Source organism: Corynebacterium pilosum DSM 20521 = CIP 103422 (assembly GCF_000373805.1).
GTDB classification, from domain to species: Bacteria; Actinomycetota; Actinomycetes; order Mycobacteriales; family Mycobacteriaceae; genus Corynebacterium; species Corynebacterium pilosum.
On the sequence record NZ_KB892470.1, the window covers coordinates 19,504 to 38,550 of the forward strand.

The 19,047-nt window shown below is 62.1% G+C and carries 19 protein-coding genes; 11 read left to right on the plus strand and 8 right to left on the minus strand.

Features of this window, described 5'->3' with window-relative positions:
• The first annotated feature begins 312 nt into the window (after window positions 1-312).
• Both B097_RS0110800 and B097_RS0110805 read left to right on the plus strand, forming a co-directional pair.
• Window positions 313-900, plus strand: a complete 588-nt coding sequence (locus tag B097_RS0110800; RefSeq protein ID WP_280523386.1) for a sigma-70 family RNA polymerase sigma factor — start codon at window positions 313-315, stop codon at window positions 898-900.
• 3 nt (window positions 901-903) lie between these two features.
• Entirely contained in the window at window positions 904-1,764 is an 861-nt protein-coding gene (locus tag B097_RS0110805) for a hypothetical protein (protein WP_018582542.1), read from the plus strand.
• On the opposite strand, the gene B097_RS0110810 is transcribed toward B097_RS0110805, so the two are convergent.
• Complete coding sequence (locus B097_RS0110810; RefSeq protein WP_018582543.1) at window positions 1,765-2,133, minus strand: DUF5319 domain-containing protein; 369 nt, start codon at window positions 2,131-2,133, stop codon at window positions 1,765-1,767. It lies immediately after the preceding gene.
• A gap of 158 nt (window positions 2,134-2,291) precedes the next feature.
• Between B097_RS0110810 and guaB the strand changes: the two genes are divergently transcribed.
• The 3 genes from guaB to guaA are packed head-to-tail and all read left to right on the plus strand — an operon-like array spanning window position 2,292 to window position 6,630.
• Window positions 2,292-3,815: an IMP dehydrogenase gene (gene guaB / locus B097_RS0110815; RefSeq protein ID WP_018582544.1), complete on the plus strand. Its 1,524-nt coding sequence runs from the start codon at window positions 2,292-2,294 to the stop codon at window positions 3,813-3,815.
• A gap of 57 nt (window positions 3,816-3,872) precedes the next feature.
• Complete coding sequence (locus B097_RS0110820; RefSeq protein WP_018582545.1) at window positions 3,873-5,021, plus strand: GuaB3 family IMP dehydrogenase-related protein; 1,149 nt, start codon at window positions 3,873-3,875, stop codon at window positions 5,019-5,021.
• A 52-nt stretch (window positions 5,022-5,073) separates the two neighbouring features.
• Window positions 5,074-6,630 carry a glutamine-hydrolyzing GMP synthase gene (guaA, locus tag B097_RS0110825; protein WP_018582546.1) on the plus strand — a complete coding sequence of 519 codons (1,557 nt, stop codon included), beginning with the start codon at window positions 5,074-5,076 and terminating at the stop codon, window positions 6,628-6,630.
• 16 nt (window positions 6,631-6,646) lie between these two features.
• Here the strand turns inward: guaA and B097_RS0110830 are convergent, their stop codons facing one another.
• Entirely contained in the window at window positions 6,647-7,756 is a 1,110-nt protein-coding gene (locus B097_RS0110830; protein ID WP_018582547.1) for a PspC domain-containing protein, read from the minus strand.
• Window positions 7,757-7,867: 111 nt separating this feature from the next.
• Between B097_RS0110830 and B097_RS0110835 the strand changes: the two genes are divergently transcribed.
• Complete coding sequence (locus B097_RS0110835; protein WP_026254479.1) at window positions 7,868-9,043, plus strand: ATP-binding protein; 1,176 nt, start codon at window positions 7,868-7,870, stop codon at window positions 9,041-9,043.
• A 19-nt stretch (window positions 9,044-9,062) separates the two neighbouring features.
• The gene (locus B097_RS0110840; RefSeq protein WP_018582549.1) at window positions 9,063-9,695 is read left to right on the plus strand and encodes a LuxR C-terminal-related transcriptional regulator; all 633 of its coding nucleotides are present in this window, start codon (window positions 9,063-9,065) and stop codon (window positions 9,693-9,695) included.
• Between the two features lie 5 nt (window positions 9,696-9,700).
• Here B097_RS0110840 and B097_RS0110845 read toward each other — a convergent pair whose 3' ends face one another.
• A complete protein-coding gene (locus tag B097_RS0110845; protein WP_018582550.1) occupies window positions 9,701-10,114 on the minus strand; it encodes a hypothetical protein in 414 nt (137 codons plus the stop codon).
• A 102-nt stretch (window positions 10,115-10,216) separates the two neighbouring features.
• Here B097_RS0110845 and imuA' point away from each other — a divergent pair, with 102 nt between their 5' ends.
• Together imuA' and B097_RS0110855 are read left to right on the plus strand one after the other, a co-directional pair.
• Entirely contained in the window at window positions 10,217-10,897 is a 681-nt protein-coding gene (gene imuA', locus B097_RS0110850; protein WP_237559345.1) for a DnaE2-dependent mutagenesis accessory factor ImuA', read from the plus strand.
• A complete protein-coding gene (locus B097_RS0110855) occupies window positions 10,898-12,439 on the plus strand; it encodes a DNA polymerase Y family protein (protein ID WP_018582552.1) in 1,542 nt (513 codons plus the stop codon).
• 4 nt (window positions 12,440-12,443) lie between these two features.
• On the opposite strand, the gene B097_RS0110860 is transcribed toward B097_RS0110855, so the two are convergent.
• Window positions 12,444-12,995 (minus strand): AMIN-like domain-containing (lipo)protein, encoded by a 552-nt coding sequence (locus B097_RS0110860; protein WP_018582553.1) that lies wholly within the window; start codon window positions 12,993-12,995, stop codon window positions 12,444-12,446.
• Between the two features lie 125 nt (window positions 12,996-13,120).
• Between B097_RS0110860 and B097_RS0110865 the strand changes: the two genes are divergently transcribed.
• Together B097_RS0110865 and B097_RS0110870 are read left to right on the plus strand one after the other, a co-directional pair.
• Window positions 13,121-14,047 (plus strand): sucrase ferredoxin, encoded by a 927-nt coding sequence (locus B097_RS0110865; RefSeq protein WP_018582554.1) that lies wholly within the window; start codon window positions 13,121-13,123, stop codon window positions 14,045-14,047.
• A gap of 45 nt (window positions 14,048-14,092) precedes the next feature.
• Window positions 14,093-15,571, plus strand: coding sequence for a SulP family inorganic anion transporter (locus tag B097_RS0110870; RefSeq protein ID WP_018582555.1), 1,479 nt, complete (start codon window positions 14,093-14,095; stop codon window positions 15,569-15,571).
• Here B097_RS0110870 and B097_RS0110875 read toward each other — a convergent pair.
• The 4 genes from B097_RS0110875 to B097_RS0110890 are packed head-to-tail and all read right to left on the minus strand — an operon-like array spanning window position 15,568 to window position 18,914.
• The gene (locus B097_RS0110875) at window positions 15,568-16,329 is read right to left on the minus strand and encodes an HAD-IIB family hydrolase (RefSeq protein ID WP_018582556.1); all 762 of its coding nucleotides are present in this window, start codon (window positions 16,327-16,329) and stop codon (window positions 15,568-15,570) included. The genes B097_RS0110870 and B097_RS0110875 overlap by 4 nt on opposite strands.
• Before the next feature lie 10 nt (window positions 16,330-16,339).
• Window positions 16,340-17,020: a methionine ABC transporter permease gene (locus B097_RS0110880; protein WP_018582557.1), complete on the minus strand. Its 681-nt coding sequence runs from the start codon at window positions 17,018-17,020 to the stop codon at window positions 16,340-16,342.
• The gene (locus B097_RS0110885; RefSeq protein WP_018582558.1) at window positions 17,017-18,036 is read right to left on the minus strand and encodes a methionine ABC transporter ATP-binding protein; all 1,020 of its coding nucleotides are present in this window, start codon (window positions 18,034-18,036) and stop codon (window positions 17,017-17,019) included. The genes B097_RS0110880 and B097_RS0110885 overlap by 4 nt, the downstream gene beginning before the upstream one ends.
• Complete coding sequence (locus B097_RS0110890; protein ID WP_018582559.1) at window positions 18,036-18,914, minus strand: MetQ/NlpA family ABC transporter substrate-binding protein; 879 nt, start codon at window positions 18,912-18,914, stop codon at window positions 18,036-18,038. Before B097_RS0110890 ends, B097_RS0110885 begins: the two co-directional genes overlap by 1 nt.
• Window positions 18,915-19,047 lie beyond the last annotated feature (133 nt).

A 19,047-nucleotide genomic window follows, 5' to 3' on the forward strand; every position in this document is an offset into this window, starting at 1 on the left:
AAACTCCTTCAAAGTGCCAATGAAACAACGTGTAAAGCAAGCTGTGCGCAGGCTGTCACGCTGCGGTACGTAGAGAAGTGTGGTACCCAATGGTTAACAGTTGGTTGACGAAGGGTGACTTTTGTTTAGATAAGACTATTTCGCTGCCGAGAAACACGTCGTGAGCTGCGCGTTTGGCGAAGGTTAAAGCTAGGTGAATTCTTTTCGCGCTTTAAGAAAGTGGCCTCTGGGGTCAACGGGGAGCGTTCAAGTCTGTAAGAACGGTCAAAGTCTGTACACTTATTACCCAGTTCAAAGAATCGATTGGCAAAAGTGACAAGGACTGCTGTGGCCGAACAAGACACGGACGTACAGCTAGCTGAATTAGTGCCGCTAGCTGCTGCTGCTGATCGCCGCGCGCTCCAGAGCGTGATCCGGATCGTTTACCCAATGGTGTTGCGCTACTGCCGCGCCCGCATCGGTGGCGGGCGCACCCCTACGGCGGAAGACACTGCTCAAGAGGTGTGTCTGGCGGTCTCACAGTCCGTGGACAAGTATGTGGACCGGGGCAAGCCGTTTATGGCATTCGTCTACGGCATCGCGTTCAACAAGGTGGCGGATGCGCATCGATCGATGGCGCGTGACAAGTCGAATCCCACCGAAGATGTTCCCGATAGTACGCATGAGGGCGAAACCCCTGAAGAATACGCGCTGGTCAGCGACGGTAGTAACAGAGTGCGCGCTTTACTCGATTCATTAAGTGACAAGGCCCGCGACATTATCATCCTGAGGGTGTTCGTTGGGCTTTCTGCAGAGGAGACCGCTGAGGCCGTGGGAAGTACAGCCGGAGCGGTGCGCGTTGCCCAGCACAGGGCGCTCGCGTCTTTGCGTAAACAGTTGGAGCAAGGAGAAGAGGCGTAGATTATGGCACGTCATAGAGAAGACAAGGAGCAGGCGGATATCACCGCTCAGTTGCAGCCGCTTGTCGACGACGATGCATTCCTCACTTCTCTTTCAGAGGGGGTGGACCCGTCTGAAGGGGATGACGAATTAGCCACCCTGTTTTTGGAACTGCGCGAAGACGTCGAAAAGCAGATGCCTCCGGCCCCTGTCATCGAGGGTGCAGACGAAGAACCGGCTGTCATTTCCTTGGGCGCGCGCCGGAAGCGCCGTGGCGCGAATCCTTGGGTCGCAGGTCTGGTCGGGGCTGCGGCAGCAACTGTGGTCGTGGCAGGTTCCGGGGCGGCACTGTATAACGCCACCCCTGACTCCCCGCTGTGGGGTGCCTCGACGGCTGTCTTCGGCGACCGCACCGCTGTAGTGGAGCTCGCCGGAACTCTGGATGACATGCAGGTCGCCGCAGATAATGGCGATATCGAAGGAACGCGTGAGCTGCTTGAGCAGGCGCGTTCGCTGGTCGATGCGCTCAAGGATCCCGCGGACAAGTCGCAGACTTCTTCGCGCCCGGCCCCACGCCCGACGGCGACCGTGACCCATACCGAGACTGTGCAACCGGGGCCTGCACCTGCTGAGCCTGGTAATGAACCGGAGGCCCCCGTTACAGTGACAGAGACGGCTCCCGCCCCGGGAGCTGGTGAACAGCCTGCACGTGAGACCGTCACGGTAACTCAGACCCAGGTTGCTACCGTGACCGTGCAGGCCCCGGCACGTCCGAACCCACTTCCTGCGGAGCCGCAGACACAGGGCGATGGCGGGGGAGAGTCGGCTGATTCGGGCGCGCCTCAAGGACCGGGCGCCCAGGTAGCCGACCCGCAGAACTACTAGTTAGCGGGCCTCTAGGCCGTCGAGATACCCCAGCGCATAGTCCCACGGGACATAGGCGTTGGGGTTTGGTTCCATGATGGGTTCGTGGACGGGTGGAATTTCTCCGGCCAGGGAGGTCACCATATTGGTTTCCATGATTTCCCAGTCATAGAAGTGGAGCATGTCGCAGTCCTCGCAGAGGAAGTAGATGCCCAGGATGCCACGGGGGCGCAGCACGCGCTGGCAGTCGCGCACATAGCTGAGGTCTTGGATCAGTGCGGCGCGCTCTTCGTCGGAAAGCGGTTCTACGTGTTCCTCCTCCAGAAACGATGCGGGATCGTTGGGATCGTCGGCGAAAGGATCGCGGGGCATCATCGAGTCGAAATTCACACTGGTCACCCTATTGTCAGATGTGGGCTTGGGCAATTCTGGTTGTTGTTCATACCCTACGCCACCCGCAGCCTGCTCTGGCTAGGAATGTTGGTGGCAAAGGCACTATGATGTGTAGAAATTCAATTGTAGGTGTGCGCGAAGGAGTTCTACACGTCATGTCCGATGATCATGTATTTACTGGCGGAGACGATCCCACCAAGATTGCCCTCCGCGGCCTGACTTTCGATGATGTGCTCCTGCTGCCGGCAGAGTCCCACATCGTGCCCGGAGAGGTGAACACGGCGGCGCAGTTCACCCGCGAACTGCGCTTAGGGATGCCGATTGCATCGGCTGCGATGGACACGGTCACGGAGGCACGCATGGCCATTGCGATGGCGCGCCAGGGTGGTATCGGCGTGCTGCACCGCAACCTCTCCTCGGAGGAGCAGGCTGAGCAGGTGGACATCGTGAAGCGTTCCGAGTCCGGCATGGTGACCGATCCAGTAACCGCGCGCCCAGACATGACCTTGAACGAGGTTGATGAACTGTGCGCGCGTTTTCGTATCTCCGGCCTGCCTGTGATTGAGGGCGATGGTGAGCTGGTCGGCATCATCACCAACCGCGATATGCGTTTCGAGCGTGACTTTGACCGCAAGGTCTCCGAAGTCATGACAAAGATGCCGCTGGTGGTGGCGAAGGATGGCGTGTCCAAGGCTGAGGCGCTTGAGCTACTGAGCGCGAACAAGGTGGAGAAGCTGCCGATCGTCGATAATGCGGGCAAGCTGACCGGCCTGATCACGGTGAAGGACTTCGTGAAGACGGAGCAGTACCCGAACGCCTCCAAGGATGACAGTGGCCGCCTGCTGGTCGCCGCCGGTATTGGTACCGGTGAGGATTCCTATAACCGTGCTGGCATGCTTGTCGACGCCGGGGTGGATGCGTTGGTCGTCGACTCCGCCCACGCACACAACAACCGCGTGCTGGAGATGGTGGAGCGAGTGAAGAAGGACTTCGGCGCCCAAGCTCAGATCATTGGCGGCAACCTGGCTACGCGCGAAGCGGCCCAGGCCATGGTTGACGCTGGCGCGGATGCCATCAAGGTGGGTATTGGACCTGGCTCCATCTGCACTACCCGCGTTGTGGCAGGCGTGGGTGCACCACAGATCACCTCGATTTTGGAGGCCTCCGTTCCAGCACGCAAGGCTGGTGTGCCGATCATCGCCGATGGTGGCATGCAGCACTCCGGCGACGTGGCGAAGGCCATTGCGGCCGGCGCATCTACCGTGATGCTGGGCTCCATGCTGGCCGGCACCGCTGAGGCACCGGGCGATATCGTCGTCGTCGGCGGCAAGCAGTACAAGCGCTACCGCGGCATGGGCTCGATGGGCGCGATGCAGGGACGTGGCCTGTCGGGCGAGAAGCGTTCTTACTCCAAGGATCGCTACTTCCAGGCCGACGTGACCAGCGAGGACAAGCTGGTTCCGGAAGGCATTGAGGGCCGCGTTCCTTACCGTGGTGAGCTGGACACGATCACCCACCAGATCATCGGTGGTTTGCGCGCTGCGATGGGCTACACCGGTTCTGCCTCCATCGAGGAGCTACAGACGAAGAAGTTCGTGCAGATCACCGCGGCCGGCCTGCGTGAGTCCCACCCGCACGACATTCAGCAGACCGTAGAGGCCCCGAACTACCGCGGCTAAAAGTGTGACATGTGCCTTATTCCACGGTGCGGGTGAGCGCACCGTAGAATAAGCACCATGCGTGAGTACGTAGAAATCGGAATCGGGCGCGAAGCCCGCAAAACCTACCACCTGGGTCAGGTCGCCCTCGTCCCGTCGCGGCGGACGCGTTCGTCGAAAGACGTCGACACCACGTGGAATATTGATGCCTATTCCTTCGGCCTGCCCATCGTGGCTCACCCCACCGACGCGGTGGTCAGCCCTGAGTTCGCGATTGAAATGGACAAGCAGGGTGGCCTCGCGGTGCTCAACGCGGAGGGCCTCTACGGCCGCCACGCTGATGTGGATGCGGCGCTGGCCCGCGTCATCGGCGCTGCCGGCGGCGTGGACGACATCTTCCTGCCGGAAGGCGGTTCCTACCAGGCGGCAACGCGTGTGCTGCAGGAGTTGCACTCAGCACCTGTGGACCATGAGCTGTTGGCAGAGCGGATCACCCAGATCCGTGATTCCGGAGCCACCGTCGCCGTGCGCGTCAGCCCCCAGAATGCCCGTGAACTAGCGCCCGTGGTGGCTAAAGCTGGGGCAGAGATCATCTTCATCCAAGGCACCCTCATTTCTGCAGAGCACGTCAGCCAGGGTGGCGAGCCACTGAACTTGAAGGAGTTCATCGGATCCCTCGAGGTGCCCATCGTCGCTGGTGGCGTGACCAATTACACCACCGCACTGCACCTGATGCGCTCTGGTGCTGCCGGCGTGATCGTCGGTTCTGGTGAGACCACCTCCGATGCCGCGCTGGGCATTTCCGTGCCGATGGGCACAGCGATCGCGGATGCAGCGGCCGCTCGTCGTGAGTACCTCGACGAGACCGGTGGGCGCTACGTGCACATCATCGCCGACGGTGAGATTGAGCAGTCCGGCGATATCGCGCGCGCCATCGCTTGTGGCGCGGACGCTGTGATGTTGGGTGCACCTCTGGCGCATGCGTCTGAGGCCGCGGGCCAGGGCGTGTTCTGGCAGTCGTCGGCAGGCCACCCGCGTTTCCCGCGCGGCCTGATCATGCGCGAAGCCGACGAGGCCGACCGCGAATCCCTCGAGGTTGTGCTGCACGGCCCTTCCGCGGATGCGTTTGGCACCAAGAATCTGATTGGTGGCTTGAAGCGTTCCATGGCGAAGTGCGGGTACACCGATGTGAAGAGTTTCCAGAAGGTGGAACTGGCGCTGCGCTAAGTGCGCGCTGGTTATTTCACGGCGGTTCGGTGCGTGCACTAAGCTTTGGGGCGTGAATACAGCAAATCCACGCCCAGTACTCGTCGTTGACTTCGGCGCTCAGTACGCTCAGCTGATTGCACGCCGCGTGCGTGAGGCTCGGGTGTACTCCGAAGTTATTCCGCATACCGCCACCGCGGCAGAGGTGAAGGAAAAGAACCCTGTCGCGCTTGTGCTTTCTGGGGGCCCTGCCTCCGTGCATGAGGAAGGCGCCCCGCAGCTTGACCCAGAGCTTTTGGAGCTTGGCCTGCCGGTATTCGGCATTTGCTATGGCTTCCAGGCGATGACTCGCGCGCTCGGGGGCACGGTGGCGAAGACCGGCCAGCGTGAATATGGTCGCACAAGCTTAACGACGAAGGGCGGCGTGCTTCACGATGGGTTGCTGCAAGAGCATCCCGTGTGGATGAGCCATGGCGATTCTGTGACTGAGGCACCAGAGGGCTTCGAGGTCACCGCTTCGACCCCGGGCGCTCCCGTGGCCGCTTTTGAAAACGTGGAGCGGAAGATGGCGGGTGTGCAGTACCACCCTGAGGTGATGCATTCGCCGCATGGCCAGGAGGTGCTCACCCGTTTCCTGACTGAGATCGCTGGTCTGAGCCAGGAGTGGACCGCGGCCAATATCGCGGAGCAGTTGGTTGCTCAGGTGCGTGAGCAGATCGGACCGGAGGGCAAGGCGATTTGCGGCCTGTCCGGTGGTGTTGATTCCGCTGTCGCCGCGGCAATTGTGCAGCGTGCGATCGGCGATCGTTTGACCTGTGTCTTCGTTGATCATGGCCTGCTGCGCCAGGGTGAGCGTGAGCAGGTGGAAAACGACTATGTGAAGGCGACCGACGTGCGCCTAGTCACCATGGATGAGCGTCAGGCTTTCTTGGACAAGCTGGCCGGAGTGACAGAGCCGGAAGCGAAGCGCAAGGCGATTGGCGCAGAGTTCATCCGAGCTTTCGAGCGTGCCGTCGCCGGTGTGCTGGAAGGCGAGCAGGTGGATTACCTGGTGCAGGGCACCCTGTACCCGGATGTTGTGGAGTCCGGTGGGGGATCCGGTNCCGCGAATATTAAGAGCCACCACAACGTGGGCGGCCTGCCCGACGACGTGGAGTTTGAGCTGGTCGAGCCTCTGCGCTTGCTGTTTAAGGATGAGGTCCGCGCGGTGGGCCGCGAGCTTGGCCTGCCTGAGGTGATCGTGAACCGTCAGCCGTTCCCCGGCCCGGGCTTGGGGATCCGCATTATCGGTGAGGTCACGGAGGATCGTCTTGAGATTCTGCGCAAGGCCGACGCGATCGCGCGCGAGGAGCTGACCCGCGCAGGTCTTGACGACACGATCTGGCAGTGCCCAGTGGTGCTGCTTGCCGATGTCCGTTCGGTGGGCGTCCAGGGCGACGGCCGCACCTACGGTCACCCCATTGTCTTGCGCCCGGTGACCTCCGAGGACGCCATGACCGCCGACTGGGTCCGCGTCCCTTATGAGACCCTGGAGCTGATTTCCACCCGGATCACCAATGAGGTGGATGATGTGAACCGAGTGGTGCTGGACATCACGTCCAAGCCGCCGGGAACCATCGAGTGGGAGTAGTCCCCGGCGCGGGTGCCTAGCGTACCCAGACCTCGCCGGCGCCGTGGCGCACTTCAACGGTGAGCTTCCCGCCGGTGGCCTCGGGGTTGTAGATGCCCTTCGAGGCGCTTGCATCGCCATCGATCGGGGCGTCGCCGCAGTGGGTGTCGCCCATGCGTGCGTAGCAGGTGATCTCGGTGTGCGTTTCTGCAGGCGGGATGATGTTGACTGTCCCTATGCCGCGTTCGATCAGGACCTGGTGGTCGTCGTTAAGTACCGGCATCTGGGAGAGGTCGAGGGTGACTTCGCCGACCATGTTTTTCATGCCGAGTGTGTCGAGCTGAGCCTCCTCGGTGACGGTCACGTTCGTGTCGCCGACATTTACTTCGTTGTTGGCAAGAGCCATCGTGGCCACACTGAAGACGACGGCAGCGACCGCGAGTAGCCCCACCGTCCATGCCGTCCCCTTGCGCTTTTTGGTGGGTTCGGGCTCCGGATCAGGCTGGCGGTAGTCAGGTATGTCCCAGAGCTGCGGGCTGGTGCCCAGGGGGTCCCATTCGGGTGGGGTGGTGCGGCCGACGCTGGGGTGGGGGTAGCCTTCGACGGGGCTTAACGACGAGAAGTCGGGCTGGGCGGGAGCATCGGCGGGTTCTGTCGGTGTTTCCTGCTCCGGTTCTGCAAGCAGTCCTTCGGGTGGGGTGGGGGTGCGCAGGTGCAGGAAGTAAATGAGGGCGCTGATGGCCGCTAAGGTCAGCAGGCCGGAGGCGGAGCTGAGATCGATTCCTACGCCGCCGACCAAGCCGAGGCCGAGGATAATGCTGACGACAAGCAGGATATAGCCGGTATCGCGATCATTCTTTTCTGGGTTGCTCAAGGTGGCTTTGTCGGCGTTGATGCAGTCCCAGGGAGATTTGTTCATTCCGAAGCGTGGCATGAGCAGCATGAGGATGAGGTAGGCGACGAGCGAGCCGCCCCAGGCGAAGAATAAAACGACGAAGACGATGCGCAGCAGGGTGGGGTCGATGCGGTAGCGGGCGCCCAAGCCTTCGCAGACGCCGGCGAAGTAGGCGTTGCCGCCTTGGGATTTGGGGATGCGTGGGGCGCGTGTGGCCCAGATGTCGGTGAGGGTGTCGTTGAAGGTGCTCATACTTTAAGTGTGGTTGCTGGTGGTGCTTTTTTGAATCGGGATCTGCCCTGAACTTTGATTTCAGGGTTTCCCCCGATCCTTTCTTGGGGGTGTCATGGAAGAATCGGGTCTATGAGTGATCGTCGTCCCTATGCCACGGTGGAACCCATTATGGTGTACCCACGTTATACGCGCGCCAAGAATGGGCGCGTGCTGGCCGGTGTGTGCGCGGGCCTTGCCCAGCATCTGGGTGTGGACGTGACGTGGGTGCGCGTGGGGTTTACCGCGGCGGCTTTTGTGTCGGGGATCGGCGCGTGGACGTACGCGCTTGCGTGGATGTTCTCGCAGCAGAGCGCGCGTGACGACGAGGTCCCCGGTGCTGGGCGCTGGACTGGGACGACGAACTGGTTGCTGGTCGGGGTGGGTGTGATCGGCGCCTTCATGCTCCCTGGCACTTTTTCTGGTGTCAGTGCCGTGGTGCTGGTGGCGCTTGGGATTGTTGCTGTGGGTGCGGTGCTGGCGTGGCAGTCCTTTGATAGTGGGCACTGGTCGGTTGGCAACCGGATCGCCCTGATCGCGGGCGTGGCGCTGGTGTTCATTGGTGTGCTGGCCATGGTGGCGTTGTGGGAAGACGGCGGTTTTGGTGGCGCGGTGGCCTCGGTGTCGATCACGCTGCTTGGGGTGGGGGTGTTGATCGTGCCGCTGGTGATGCGCTTGACGAATTCGCTGGTGCAGGCCAGGGAACAGGAAGCGGTGGCTACCCAGCGCACGGAGATCGCCTCGCGTTTGCATGACTCGGTGTTGCAGACCTTAGCGCTGATCCAGAAGCGGGCAGACAGCCCCGAAGAAGTGGCGCGCTTGGCGCGTGGCCAGGAGCGGGAGCTGCGGGCCTGGCTCTTTGATGCGGAGGAGAAGCAGTCCACGACGGTATTCGCCGCGTTGAATAAGGCTGCTGGTGAGGTGGAGGACCTCGTCGGCATGCGCATCAGCGTGGTCACTGTTGGGGAGGATGTGGCTTTTTCCACTAGGACCGAGCCGTTGGTGTTGGCCGCGCGGGAGGCCATGGTGAATGCGGGCAAGCATGCGGGTGTGGATCAGCTGGACGTGTATGCGGAGAATCTGGCAGGTGAGGTGAGTGTGTTTGTGCGTGATCGCGGGCCCGGTTTTGATCTGGATGAGATCCCGGAGGACCGCCATGGGGTGCGTGATTCCATCGTCGGCAGGATGGAGCGTGCAGGGGGTTCGTCGTCGATACGCACAAGCGACAACGGAACCGAAATTATGGTGAGTTTGCCGGTACTGTCATGACTATGGTGAAGGTATTTTGGTGGATGACCACTCGGTGTTTCGCGCGGGCGTGCGCGCAGAGCTGACGGGCAAGGTGGAGATCGTCGGCGATGCGGGCACCGTGGCGGAGGCCGTACACGGCATTGAGGAATCCTCGCCTGACGTGGTGCTTCTCGACGTGCACATGCCCGACGGTGGGGGTCGCGCCGTGATCAAGAACGCGCAGACGGACGCGAAGTTTCTGGCGCTGTCAGTCTCTGATGCTGCGGAGGATGTGATCGCGTTGATTCGAGCTGGCGCGCGCGGGTATGTGACCAAAAATATTGACGGTGCGGAGCTGGCCGAAGCGGTGGGACGTGTGCACGGCGGGGACGCGTACTTTTCGCCGCGGTTGGCAGGCTTTGTGCTGGATGCCTTCGCGTCGGCGGGCACGGTGGAGGACCCGGAGGGGGAGCCGGAGAAAATCGAGGACCCGGTGGTGGATGCGCTGACGCGCCGCGAGCTGGAGGTCTTGCGCCTGCTTGCGCGTGGTTATACGTACAGGGAGATCGGGGAGGAATTGTTCATCTCCATCAAGACGGTGGAGACGCACGCCTCTAATATCTTGCGCAAGACGCAAATGTCTAACCGCCACCAGCTCACGCGCTGGGCGGCCGACCGGGATCTGGACTAGCGCTTTTAGGCGAACGCGAGCTTGCGGGTGCCATCCACGTGGGGAAATACTAGCCACGCAAGTCCTGCCACCACGATTCCCGTGGCCACCACGCCAAATGCCGGCCACGGGGCGGCCAAGGGCGCCAGCATGAGTGCAAGCCACCACAGCATCAGCGGCACGATCTGGCCGAGGGTGGGGAAAGTGTCCACCTGTTTGGCTCGGGCATAGGCGCGCATTTCTCGTCGATAAGGGTGCGCAAACACAAGCACTACGGCACCTGCGACGCAGGCCAGCGCCAACAACACCTTGGCGCCCAGACCCAGCCCGCTGAGCATGAGCGCGACCGACGCGCCTGTCAGCAGGGAAGCCACCGCCCGGACCAGGAAAGGGGTGGGAATGGGTGTCTGGTGTGCACGCATATCGCCGTAGGCCGTCATGGGTGTCTACGCTACCAGCAGGTTCGAAAGCTCATAAAGATTTAGAATACACGTTCGAAAAACTATTTGCGCGTGTCGGCCCCGGGGAGCATACTGGTAGCCGTGACGGGAACAAGTGTTCGGAAGCTGGAGGGGCTGGATCGCCATGAAACGATCGCCGCCCTGCGCTCACGCATGGCCGAAATCGGCGGCGAGGCTCCCGAACGCGTTGTCGATGATACTGACGTAGTGCCTGTCGGGGAAAATCTGCAGGCGCTGCTGCCACACGGGGGCGTGCCGCGCCGGGCGGTGACGCACTGCAGTGACACGGCCTCCCTGATCGTGGAGCTGCTGGAGCAGGTGACCAGCACGGGCCAGCACGCGGGAGTGGTGGGGTGGCCGGACTTATCCTATGCGGGGCTGTCGCGTGTGGATCGCGTGATTGCGGTGCCGGACCCGGGGACGGATCCGCTGCAGGTGGCCTCGGTGCTGGTGGAGGGCCTGGACCTTGTGGTGTACCGCACGGGCGTGGAGTTGAACCTTTCCCCAGTGCGTGCCCGACCCTTGTTGGCGCGGCTGCGGCAAGGGAAGGCAGCCCTGGTGATGGTGGGGACGAAAGTGCCGTCGCCTGCGCTGAGTATTGCCGCGGAGGTGACGCAGTTTCGCGGGATTGGCCAAGGCAGCGGCCGGATCACCGGCTGGGATATGCAGGTGCGCACCGAGGCAAAGGGGTACCGGCCGGCCTCCGGGGTGGTCACAGTGGGCGAGGCCGAACAGAAGCCGGGCCTGCGGGTGGTGAAATAGATGCGGGTGGCAGCGCTCTGGTTTCCTGACTGGCCGGTGCACGCCGCACGCCTTGCCGGAGACAGCGAACTTGTTGAACCCATCGCGATCGCCGCTCGCCACCGCGTGGTGGTGTGCTCCGCGCAGGCCAGGCGTGCGGGGGTGCGGCGCGGGATGAAGGTGCGCGCGGCCCAGGCGGTGTGCCCGCAGCTGACGGTGTGCGAAGCGGACCCGGACCGGGATGGGCGCATCTTCGCCTCTTTGGCCGCAGGTTTCGATGATGTGGCTTCCTCCGTGGAGGTGTTGCGCCCCGGTCTTGTCATTGTTGATCTTGCGGCCGCCGCCAAGTTTCATGGCAGCGAGGACACGGTGCTGGAAATGCTCATCGATACCGCGGCGCGCAAAGGAATCGATGCCCAGGCGGGTGCGGCTGATGAGATCGCTACGGCGGTGCTTGCGGCGCGCCGTGGGGTGATCGTCGATAAGTCTGCGGACTTTTTGGCCACCCAGCCCATTGGCGTGCTGGTGGCGGAAGTCAGTTTCGGGATTGATCCTGAGGTGGTGCGTTCCTTATCGCAGCTGGGCGTGCACACGCTGGGGGATGTGGCGGCGCTGCCGTCGACGGCGGTGAGCACGCGTTTTGGCCAGGCCGGGATCGCGTGTCACCGCATCGCGCGGGGTGCGCCTGATCGTCGGGTCGCCCCCGAACTGCCTACCACTGAGTGGGCTGTGGGCATTACGCCCGAGGAGCCGATTGAGCGTGTCGACGCCGCAGCCTTCGCCGCCCGCCACCTTGCCGCAGCCCTGCACGAGAAACTGAAAAATCTGGGGCAGACGTGCGTGCGCCTCAAGGTCATCGCGGAGCTTGAAAACGAGACCCGGCTCGAACGTGTCTGGCGCACCAGGGAGGCGCTGACGGAGACCGCCACGGCCGATCGGGTGCGGTGGCAGCTTGATGGCTGGCTGACCGGTGGGGGCGCGGGTGCGATCGTGTCGCTGGTGCTGGAACCGCTGGAGCTAGCGCCCCCGGACGCGGTGGAGCAACTGTGGAATGAGGGAAGCTCTTCGGATGGGGCGCGGCGTGTGGTGGAGCGGGTGCAGTCCACGCTGGGCACTGATGCCGTGGTTCAGCCTGCCCTGGTGGGCGGCCGGGGCGTGGGGGAGCGGGTGGCACTGGTCCCCTTCGGCGACCAGGCCCCTGAGGTGCGCGATGCGCCGTGGCCTGGGGCGATTCCCGCGCCGCTGCCGGCCCGGCTGGGTGGTGGTGTGGCGCACCCGGCGTCGCGCATCGTCATGGTGGATGGTGCAGGCACGCTGATTCAGGTCACCGCAGAGGCGTTGCTCAGCGGGCAGCCTGCCGCCTTGAAATGGGGTGACTCCTATTATGCGGTCACTGGTTGGGCGGGGCCGTGGCCTGTGGATAGTGGCTGGTGGGGGCCGGACCCGCAGCGGGTGGCGCGTCTGCAGGTCGTCGGCACGCGCGCAGGTGACGACGAGAAGCAATACGGATGGTTACTACAGTGGAACAAGCAGCAATGGCGTATCGAAGCGCTGTATAGCTAAAAGTTTAGGCGCGGATATCAATGACCAGGCGCAGCGGATCTTCCAGCACTTCCACCGAGTAGGGGGCTTCTTTGTGCAGGCCGATGACGAAATGATGGCGGCTGCCTGTGATGCCGGCGTCGAGAATCTCGGGGATGTTGGCGCTCTCGTCGGACATGCTCAGGTTCGGGGTGTTCTTGCCTTCCTCCACCCCGTCAATATTGACTAAGAGGAATGCTTGGCCTTTGACGTTGAGGCCTTCGCCGCTGACAGGGTGGGCGGCGTGGCTGACGTAATCGATAAACCAGCCGGGCTCGCCTTCGCCTTCAAAGTCGAAGACGACGCGTTCGAAACCCTCGTGGTGGCCCACGCGAATATCGCTGACTGTGAGCTGGCCGGGCGCTTCGGGGCGTTGCGTTTTCGGGCCACTGTCGGCAGTGCCCAAGGGTGACACACCGCCGAGTGGTGCAGTGGCATCGGCTGGCCTTAACGTGGAGTTTGGGTCACCTGCACACGAGGTCAGCATAGCTGCGGTTAGGGCGGCACCGCAGAGGGAAAGAAGGGGTCGGATACGCATCGATTCCATACCGTATAACTCGTGGGAAAAGATGTGAAATAAATTCGGCCAAAATGGAAAAGGTAACCAAATTGTTGTAAAGCATCGGGCCGATATGGCCTTAGTACTTCTTGTAGGGTGGAGCTATGACCCAGGCTCCAACAATTCGCTGTTCAGACATTGCTCCTGAGCCTCTGCCGGGCTCTGCGAAGCAGGCCTCCATCTACGTCATCTTCGAGTGGCCCCATGCCTGGAGTAAGGACGTGCTCGACGGGGGCACGTTCGGCCCAGAATTGACCGCCCAGTTGAAGGCGCATCTCGACGACGCGGGCGCCACCTTGCAGCTGATTCGCCACCCGACGCGCGAGGGCCGCAACATCGAGGACCACCACCTCTATGTTGTGTTTGCTGAGCAGGCGACGATTGAGGTGCTGCACGTTGACGGGCCCGAGGCAATTCTGGATTTGGACTTAAGCGCGCCGCTGCGTTGCGGCGGGGTGCAGCGGACCCGCCCGCTGGCGCTTGTGTGCACGCATGCCAAGCGTGACGCGTGCTGCGCCATCAAGGGCCGCCCGATTGTCACGGAGTTGGAGAAGCGCTACCCGTTTTCTGAGCGTGGTGATGTGGTCTGGGAGACATCGCATACCAAGGGGCACCGGTTCGCGCCATCGACGTTGCTGATGCCGTGGGGCTATAGCTTCGGGCGGATGAACTTGGAGGCCATGATTTCGATGGTGGAGGCCGCCCATCAAGGTGAATTTTTCGTTCCGGGCAACCGGGGGCGCGGCACCCTGGCGCCTTATTCGCAGGTGGCGGAGGTCGCGGTGGCGCGTCAACTGACTCAGTCTGGGGCAAGCGTGAAATATGGCCAGTTGCGCATTGTGGACGAGGATGTCGTCGAAGATGCGGGCGTGGCGACGGTGACCGTAGAGGATACTGCTGAAGGCGCGGGGCAGCAGCGCTACCAGGTGATGCTGAGTGTTCGAACCGTCGCCGGCATTATCCCTTCGTGCGGTAAGGAGCCGGAGAGCGGACCAGTCTGGGATGTTGCGTCCATTACTGCGTTAGAGTGACGCAATAAATTGTGGCTACCACACATAAGGGTTAGGTTAGTCCACATGAAACAAGAACTTGCGCCGGTGGGCGTGTGGGCGTCATTCAAGTACGCTTTTTCTTCTGCTCCGCGCGCAACGCGTGAGATCATTGCTGGTCTCACCGTTGCGTTGGCGTTGATTCCAGAGGCGATTAGCTTCTCGGTCCTGGCAGGCGTTGCCCCGGCGGTGGGGCTGTATTCCTCCGCGGTCATGGCCATCGTGATTGCTTTTACGGGTGGCCGCCCCGCCATGATTACGGCTGCGACGGGTGCCGTCGCGCTGGTGATTGGGCCGGTCTCTCGCGAGTACGGCTTGGAGTATCTCCTGGCCACGGTGATTGTGGGCGGTGCCATCCAGATCGTCCTGTCCCTGTTGGGCGTGGCGAAGCTGATGCGCTTTATCCCGCGCAGCGTGATGACGGGCTTCGTGAACGCGCTGGGTATCACGATCTTTATGGCCCAGGTTCCGCACCTGATCGATGTGCCATGGCTGGTCTACTTGATCTTCGCGGTCGGCCTTGTGATCATGATCTTCCTGCCGAAGCTGACCAGCGCGATTCCCGCACCACTGGCCACCGTGGTGGTCCTCACGCTGGCCGTATGGGCATTCGGCAGTGACGTGCCCAACGTGGCGGACCAGGGCGAGCTGCCAAACTCGCTGCCGGGGTGGATCATCCCGGATGTGCCGTACACGTGGGAGACGCTGCAGATCATTTTCCCTTATGCGTTTTCCATGGCCGTGGTGGGCCTGATGGAGTCGCTGATGACGGCGAAGCTTGTCGACGATATCACCGACACACATTCCAACAAGACCACCGAGGCGCGTGGCCAGGGCATTGCCAATATCATTGCCGGTTTCTTTGGCGGCATGGGTGGTTGCGCGATGATCGGCCAGACCATGATTAACGTGAAGGAATCGCACGCGCGCACCCGCCTGTCCACGTTGGCGGCCGGTGTCTTTCTCCTCGTGCTGATCGTGGGCTTGGGCGATATTGTTGGCCTGATCCCGATGGGTGCTTTGGTGGCCATCATGGTGATGGTGTCCGTCGGCACGATCGATTGGCATTCGGTAAAGCCTTCCACGCTGAAGATGATGCCGAAGGAAGAGAACATTGTCATGCTCACCACCGTCGTCGGCACCCTGCTCACCAGTAACCTGGCCATCGGCGTGGGTGCCGGCGTGATCGCGGCGATGATTGCCTTTGCGACGCGCGTGGCGCACCTGGTGCGGATCGAGAAGGTTGATGCCGGCCGCTACAAGGTACACGGCCAGCTCTTCTTCGCCTCCTCGAATGATCTGGTGTACCAGTTCGATTACACCGATGAGGCGGATCATGTGGTCGTCGATATGCACGACGCGGACGTATGGGACGCCTCCACCATCGCTGCCCTAGATGCCGTGACCGAGAAGTATGCGGAACGCGGCGCCACGGTCGAGTTCGTGGGGCTGAAGGGAAAGACCGCGAAGTGGGTCAATAACCTGTCGGGGCGTTTGGACGGCTAAAGCGCGCTGAGCAGCACAGGGGCGACGTGATCAATGACCTGATCCGTCGCCTCTTTCACGTCCGTGGGGGAGTAAGGGAAGCTGAAGGAGTGGTCGGCGATGGCATGCATGGGCAGGTCGTTCCAGGAATCGCCGAAGGTGTAGAGCTCATAGTCGCTAACACCCGCGTGCGCAAGGACATCGGTGATACCGGTGCCTTTGTCGCGCCCGGTGGCGATGACATCGACGAATTCGTGGTTCGTCGTAAAGTGCGCCTGGGGAAAGTGCGTGGTGAGCGTATCGACGACTCGCTGGTGCAGCTGCGGGTTCTCGGGCACCCAGAGGGCGACTACCGCGATGTCGGTGGTGCGTACTTCGCTGACGGGCGCGGGGAGGAAGCCGCGGGTCAGTTCGGTGGTGGTGCCGGTGTTGTTGGCGAAGGTGAGGTCGTGCTCGCCGGCTGTGGTGCCGTAGACGGCCACGCCCTCGTGGCTCAGGAAGTGGCGCACGACCTCTTCGGCAAGGCTGGGGTTGAGGAAGTGGCCGAAGAGGAGGTTACCTGCGTTGTCGGTGCCGGCGCACCCGTTGGACAGCACGTTGTAGTCGAAGCTGCGGTCTGTGCCGCTGAGCCCGTAGGCGAGGGAGGAGCGGGAGCGCCCGGTGGCAGAAATGGCAAGATGCCCGGCTTCACGCCAGGCATCTATTGCTGCTGTGTCTGCGGGGCTGACCTCACCATTGCGGTGGAGTGTTCCATCGAAATCGAATGCGGCAACCTTCATGCGGGCCAGTTTAGCGGCGCATTGCTTTCTTGGAGAGCCAGTTGCCCAGGAACTGGGCCAGCTGCACGATCACGACGATGACGATGACCGCCGCAAAGGTGACCTGTGGCTCGAAGGAACGGTAGCCATAGACGATTGCGAAGTCACCGATACCGCCGCCGCCGATATAGCCAGCCATCGCGGACATGTCGATCACGGCGATGAAGATGAAGGTGTAGCCCAAGATCAGCGGGCCGAGGGCTTCGCGCAGGATCACCGAGGTGATGATCTTCCAGGGCCCGGCCCCCATGGAGCGTGCCGCCTCGATCACGCCGGGGTCGATGGCCACCAGGTTTTGTTCCACGATGCGCGCCACGGTGAAGGTGGCGGCGAAACACATGACGAAGGTGGCGGCATCGGTGCCGATGGAGGTGTTCACCACGGCCACCGTGACGGGGTAGAGCATGGCGATCATGATGATGAACGGGATCGGCCGGAAGAAGTTCACCAGCACGTTGATGGTCCAGTAGATCACCTTGTTGCGCAGGATGCCGGACGGGCGGGTGGTGTACAACAGCAGGCCCAGGATCAGGCCGAAGAAGCCGCCGACGATCATGGTGATCACCACCATGTACAGCGTTTCGCCGATGGCGTCGATGAAGGTGGGGCCTAACCGGTCCCAGTCGGCTTGGGCAAGGATCATCTTGTTCATCGCACAATCTCCTGGATATCGGTGGTGTTTTGCAAGGTGGAATAGAACTTTTCGACGACGGCGTCCGGCCCGCCCACACGCACCGTCATCTTGCCGAAGGAGTGCTGCTGCAGGGTGGTCACGCCGCCGTGCACGATCGAAATCGATCCGCCCCCAGCCTTCAGCGCGGAGGCCGCCTCGAAGAATCCGGACTCCTCCGTCAGGTCGATGGTGAACAGACGCCCACCTTCAGCCTTTAGGCTTTCGGTTTCCACCTGGTCGGGTGTGTTGCGTAACGACGAGGACACGAACCGCTGCGCCACGTGGGTTTGTGGGTTCGAGAAGACCTCATACACGCTGCCGTATTCGACCACGCGACCATTTTCCATGACCGCGACCTTGTCGGCGATGGAGCGGATCACGTCCATTTCGTGAGTGATCACGACGATGGTGATGCCGAATTCTTCGTTGACCTTGCGCAAGAGTGCCAGGACTTCCTGCGTGGTTTCAGGGTCCAAGGCGGAGGTGGCTTCGTCGGCAAGCAACAAGGTGGGATTGGTGGCTAGCGCACGGGCGATGCCGACGCGCTGCTTCTGGCCGCCGGAGAGCTGCTCCGGGTAGTTCTTGCCACGGTCGCCGAGGCCGACGAAGTCGAGGAGTTCGGCGACGCGTTGTTTACGCGTGGCCTTGTCCATGCCCGCCAGTTTCAGGGGGTATTCGATGTTGCCGGCGGCTGTGCGGGAGTTGAACAGGTTGAACTGCTGGAAGATCATGCCGATGTTGCGGCGCAGAGTGCGCAGTTCGCGTTCGGGCATGGGGACTACGTCCACCCCGTCGAGCAGGAGCTGTCCGGAGGTGGGGGTGTCCAGCCCGTTGATCATGCGGACCAGGGTGGATTTACCGGCACCGGAGTAGCCGATCACGCCCAAGATTTCGCCGGGCTCAACGGTCAGTGTGACACCGTCGAGAGCTCGTACCCCTCCGTCGAAGACTTTGGTGATGTCACGGAATTCGATCCGTGTGCCGGTAGAAGCCACTACTTGTAGTCCTCCTCCAGGCGAGCCAGCACGTCGTTCAGCTCGCCCTTGTCGCGGGAGACCTCTACTGCGGTGCCTTCGGAGTCCTCGGCGACTGCCTCCATGACCTCGGGGGAGTGCCACAGTTCGACAAGCTTGTTCAGGACTTCGTCGTCAATGTCTTCTGCGCGCGCGGCGAAGACGTTGATGTAGGGCTCTGCCTCGGTGGAGTTCGGGTCATCTTCGAAGACGGCCTCTTCGGGGGAGATGCCTGCGCGCCCCAGCCAGGAGTTGTTGATGATGGCTGGCTTGCCCTCGCCGTAGACGGTTGGGGTCTGTGCGGCGTCGATCGGGGTGACGCTGACCTTGGAGGCGGCGGTGTCGATGTCGGCCGGGGTTGGGTCGAGGAGGCCCTCTTCCTTCAGGGTGACCAGGCCGGCCTGGACCAGCACGTTGATGGCGCGGCCCTGGTTGGATGGGTCGTTCGGGATAGCCACCTCTTCACCCTCGATGCCGTCGATGGAGTCGTGGTCCTTCCAGAACAGTGCCAGCGGGTAGATTTCGGTGGAGCCGACGACCTTGAGGTCCTGGCCTGCGCCCACGTTGTATTCGGCGAGGTACTTGATGTGCTGGAACTTGTTCACATCAATGACGCCTTGGGCGAGGGCTTCGTTGACGGGCGAGTAGTCAGAGAACTGCTCGATTTCCAGCTCGATGCCCTCTTCCGCGGCGAGGTCAGCGAAGACCGACCATGCCTTCTGGTCCGAGTCGGTGGTGCCGATGCTGATGACGGTCGTGCCGTCTGCGTTGGTGTCTGAGGATTCGTTGCCACACGCGACTAGGCCGGTTGCCGAGATTGCGAGTGCCGTTGCTGCTGCGAGAACGCGGTTCAAACGCATGAGGGGATCTCCCTTGCTTGTAGTTGTAGAAAACTGTTGCAGGATAACCTAGCACCTAATGAACCGCTTAGTCTAGTTGGCCCACGCAATTGGTTGCGCTCACGCCTGGCACAAATGTTCGAATGGTGTTAGT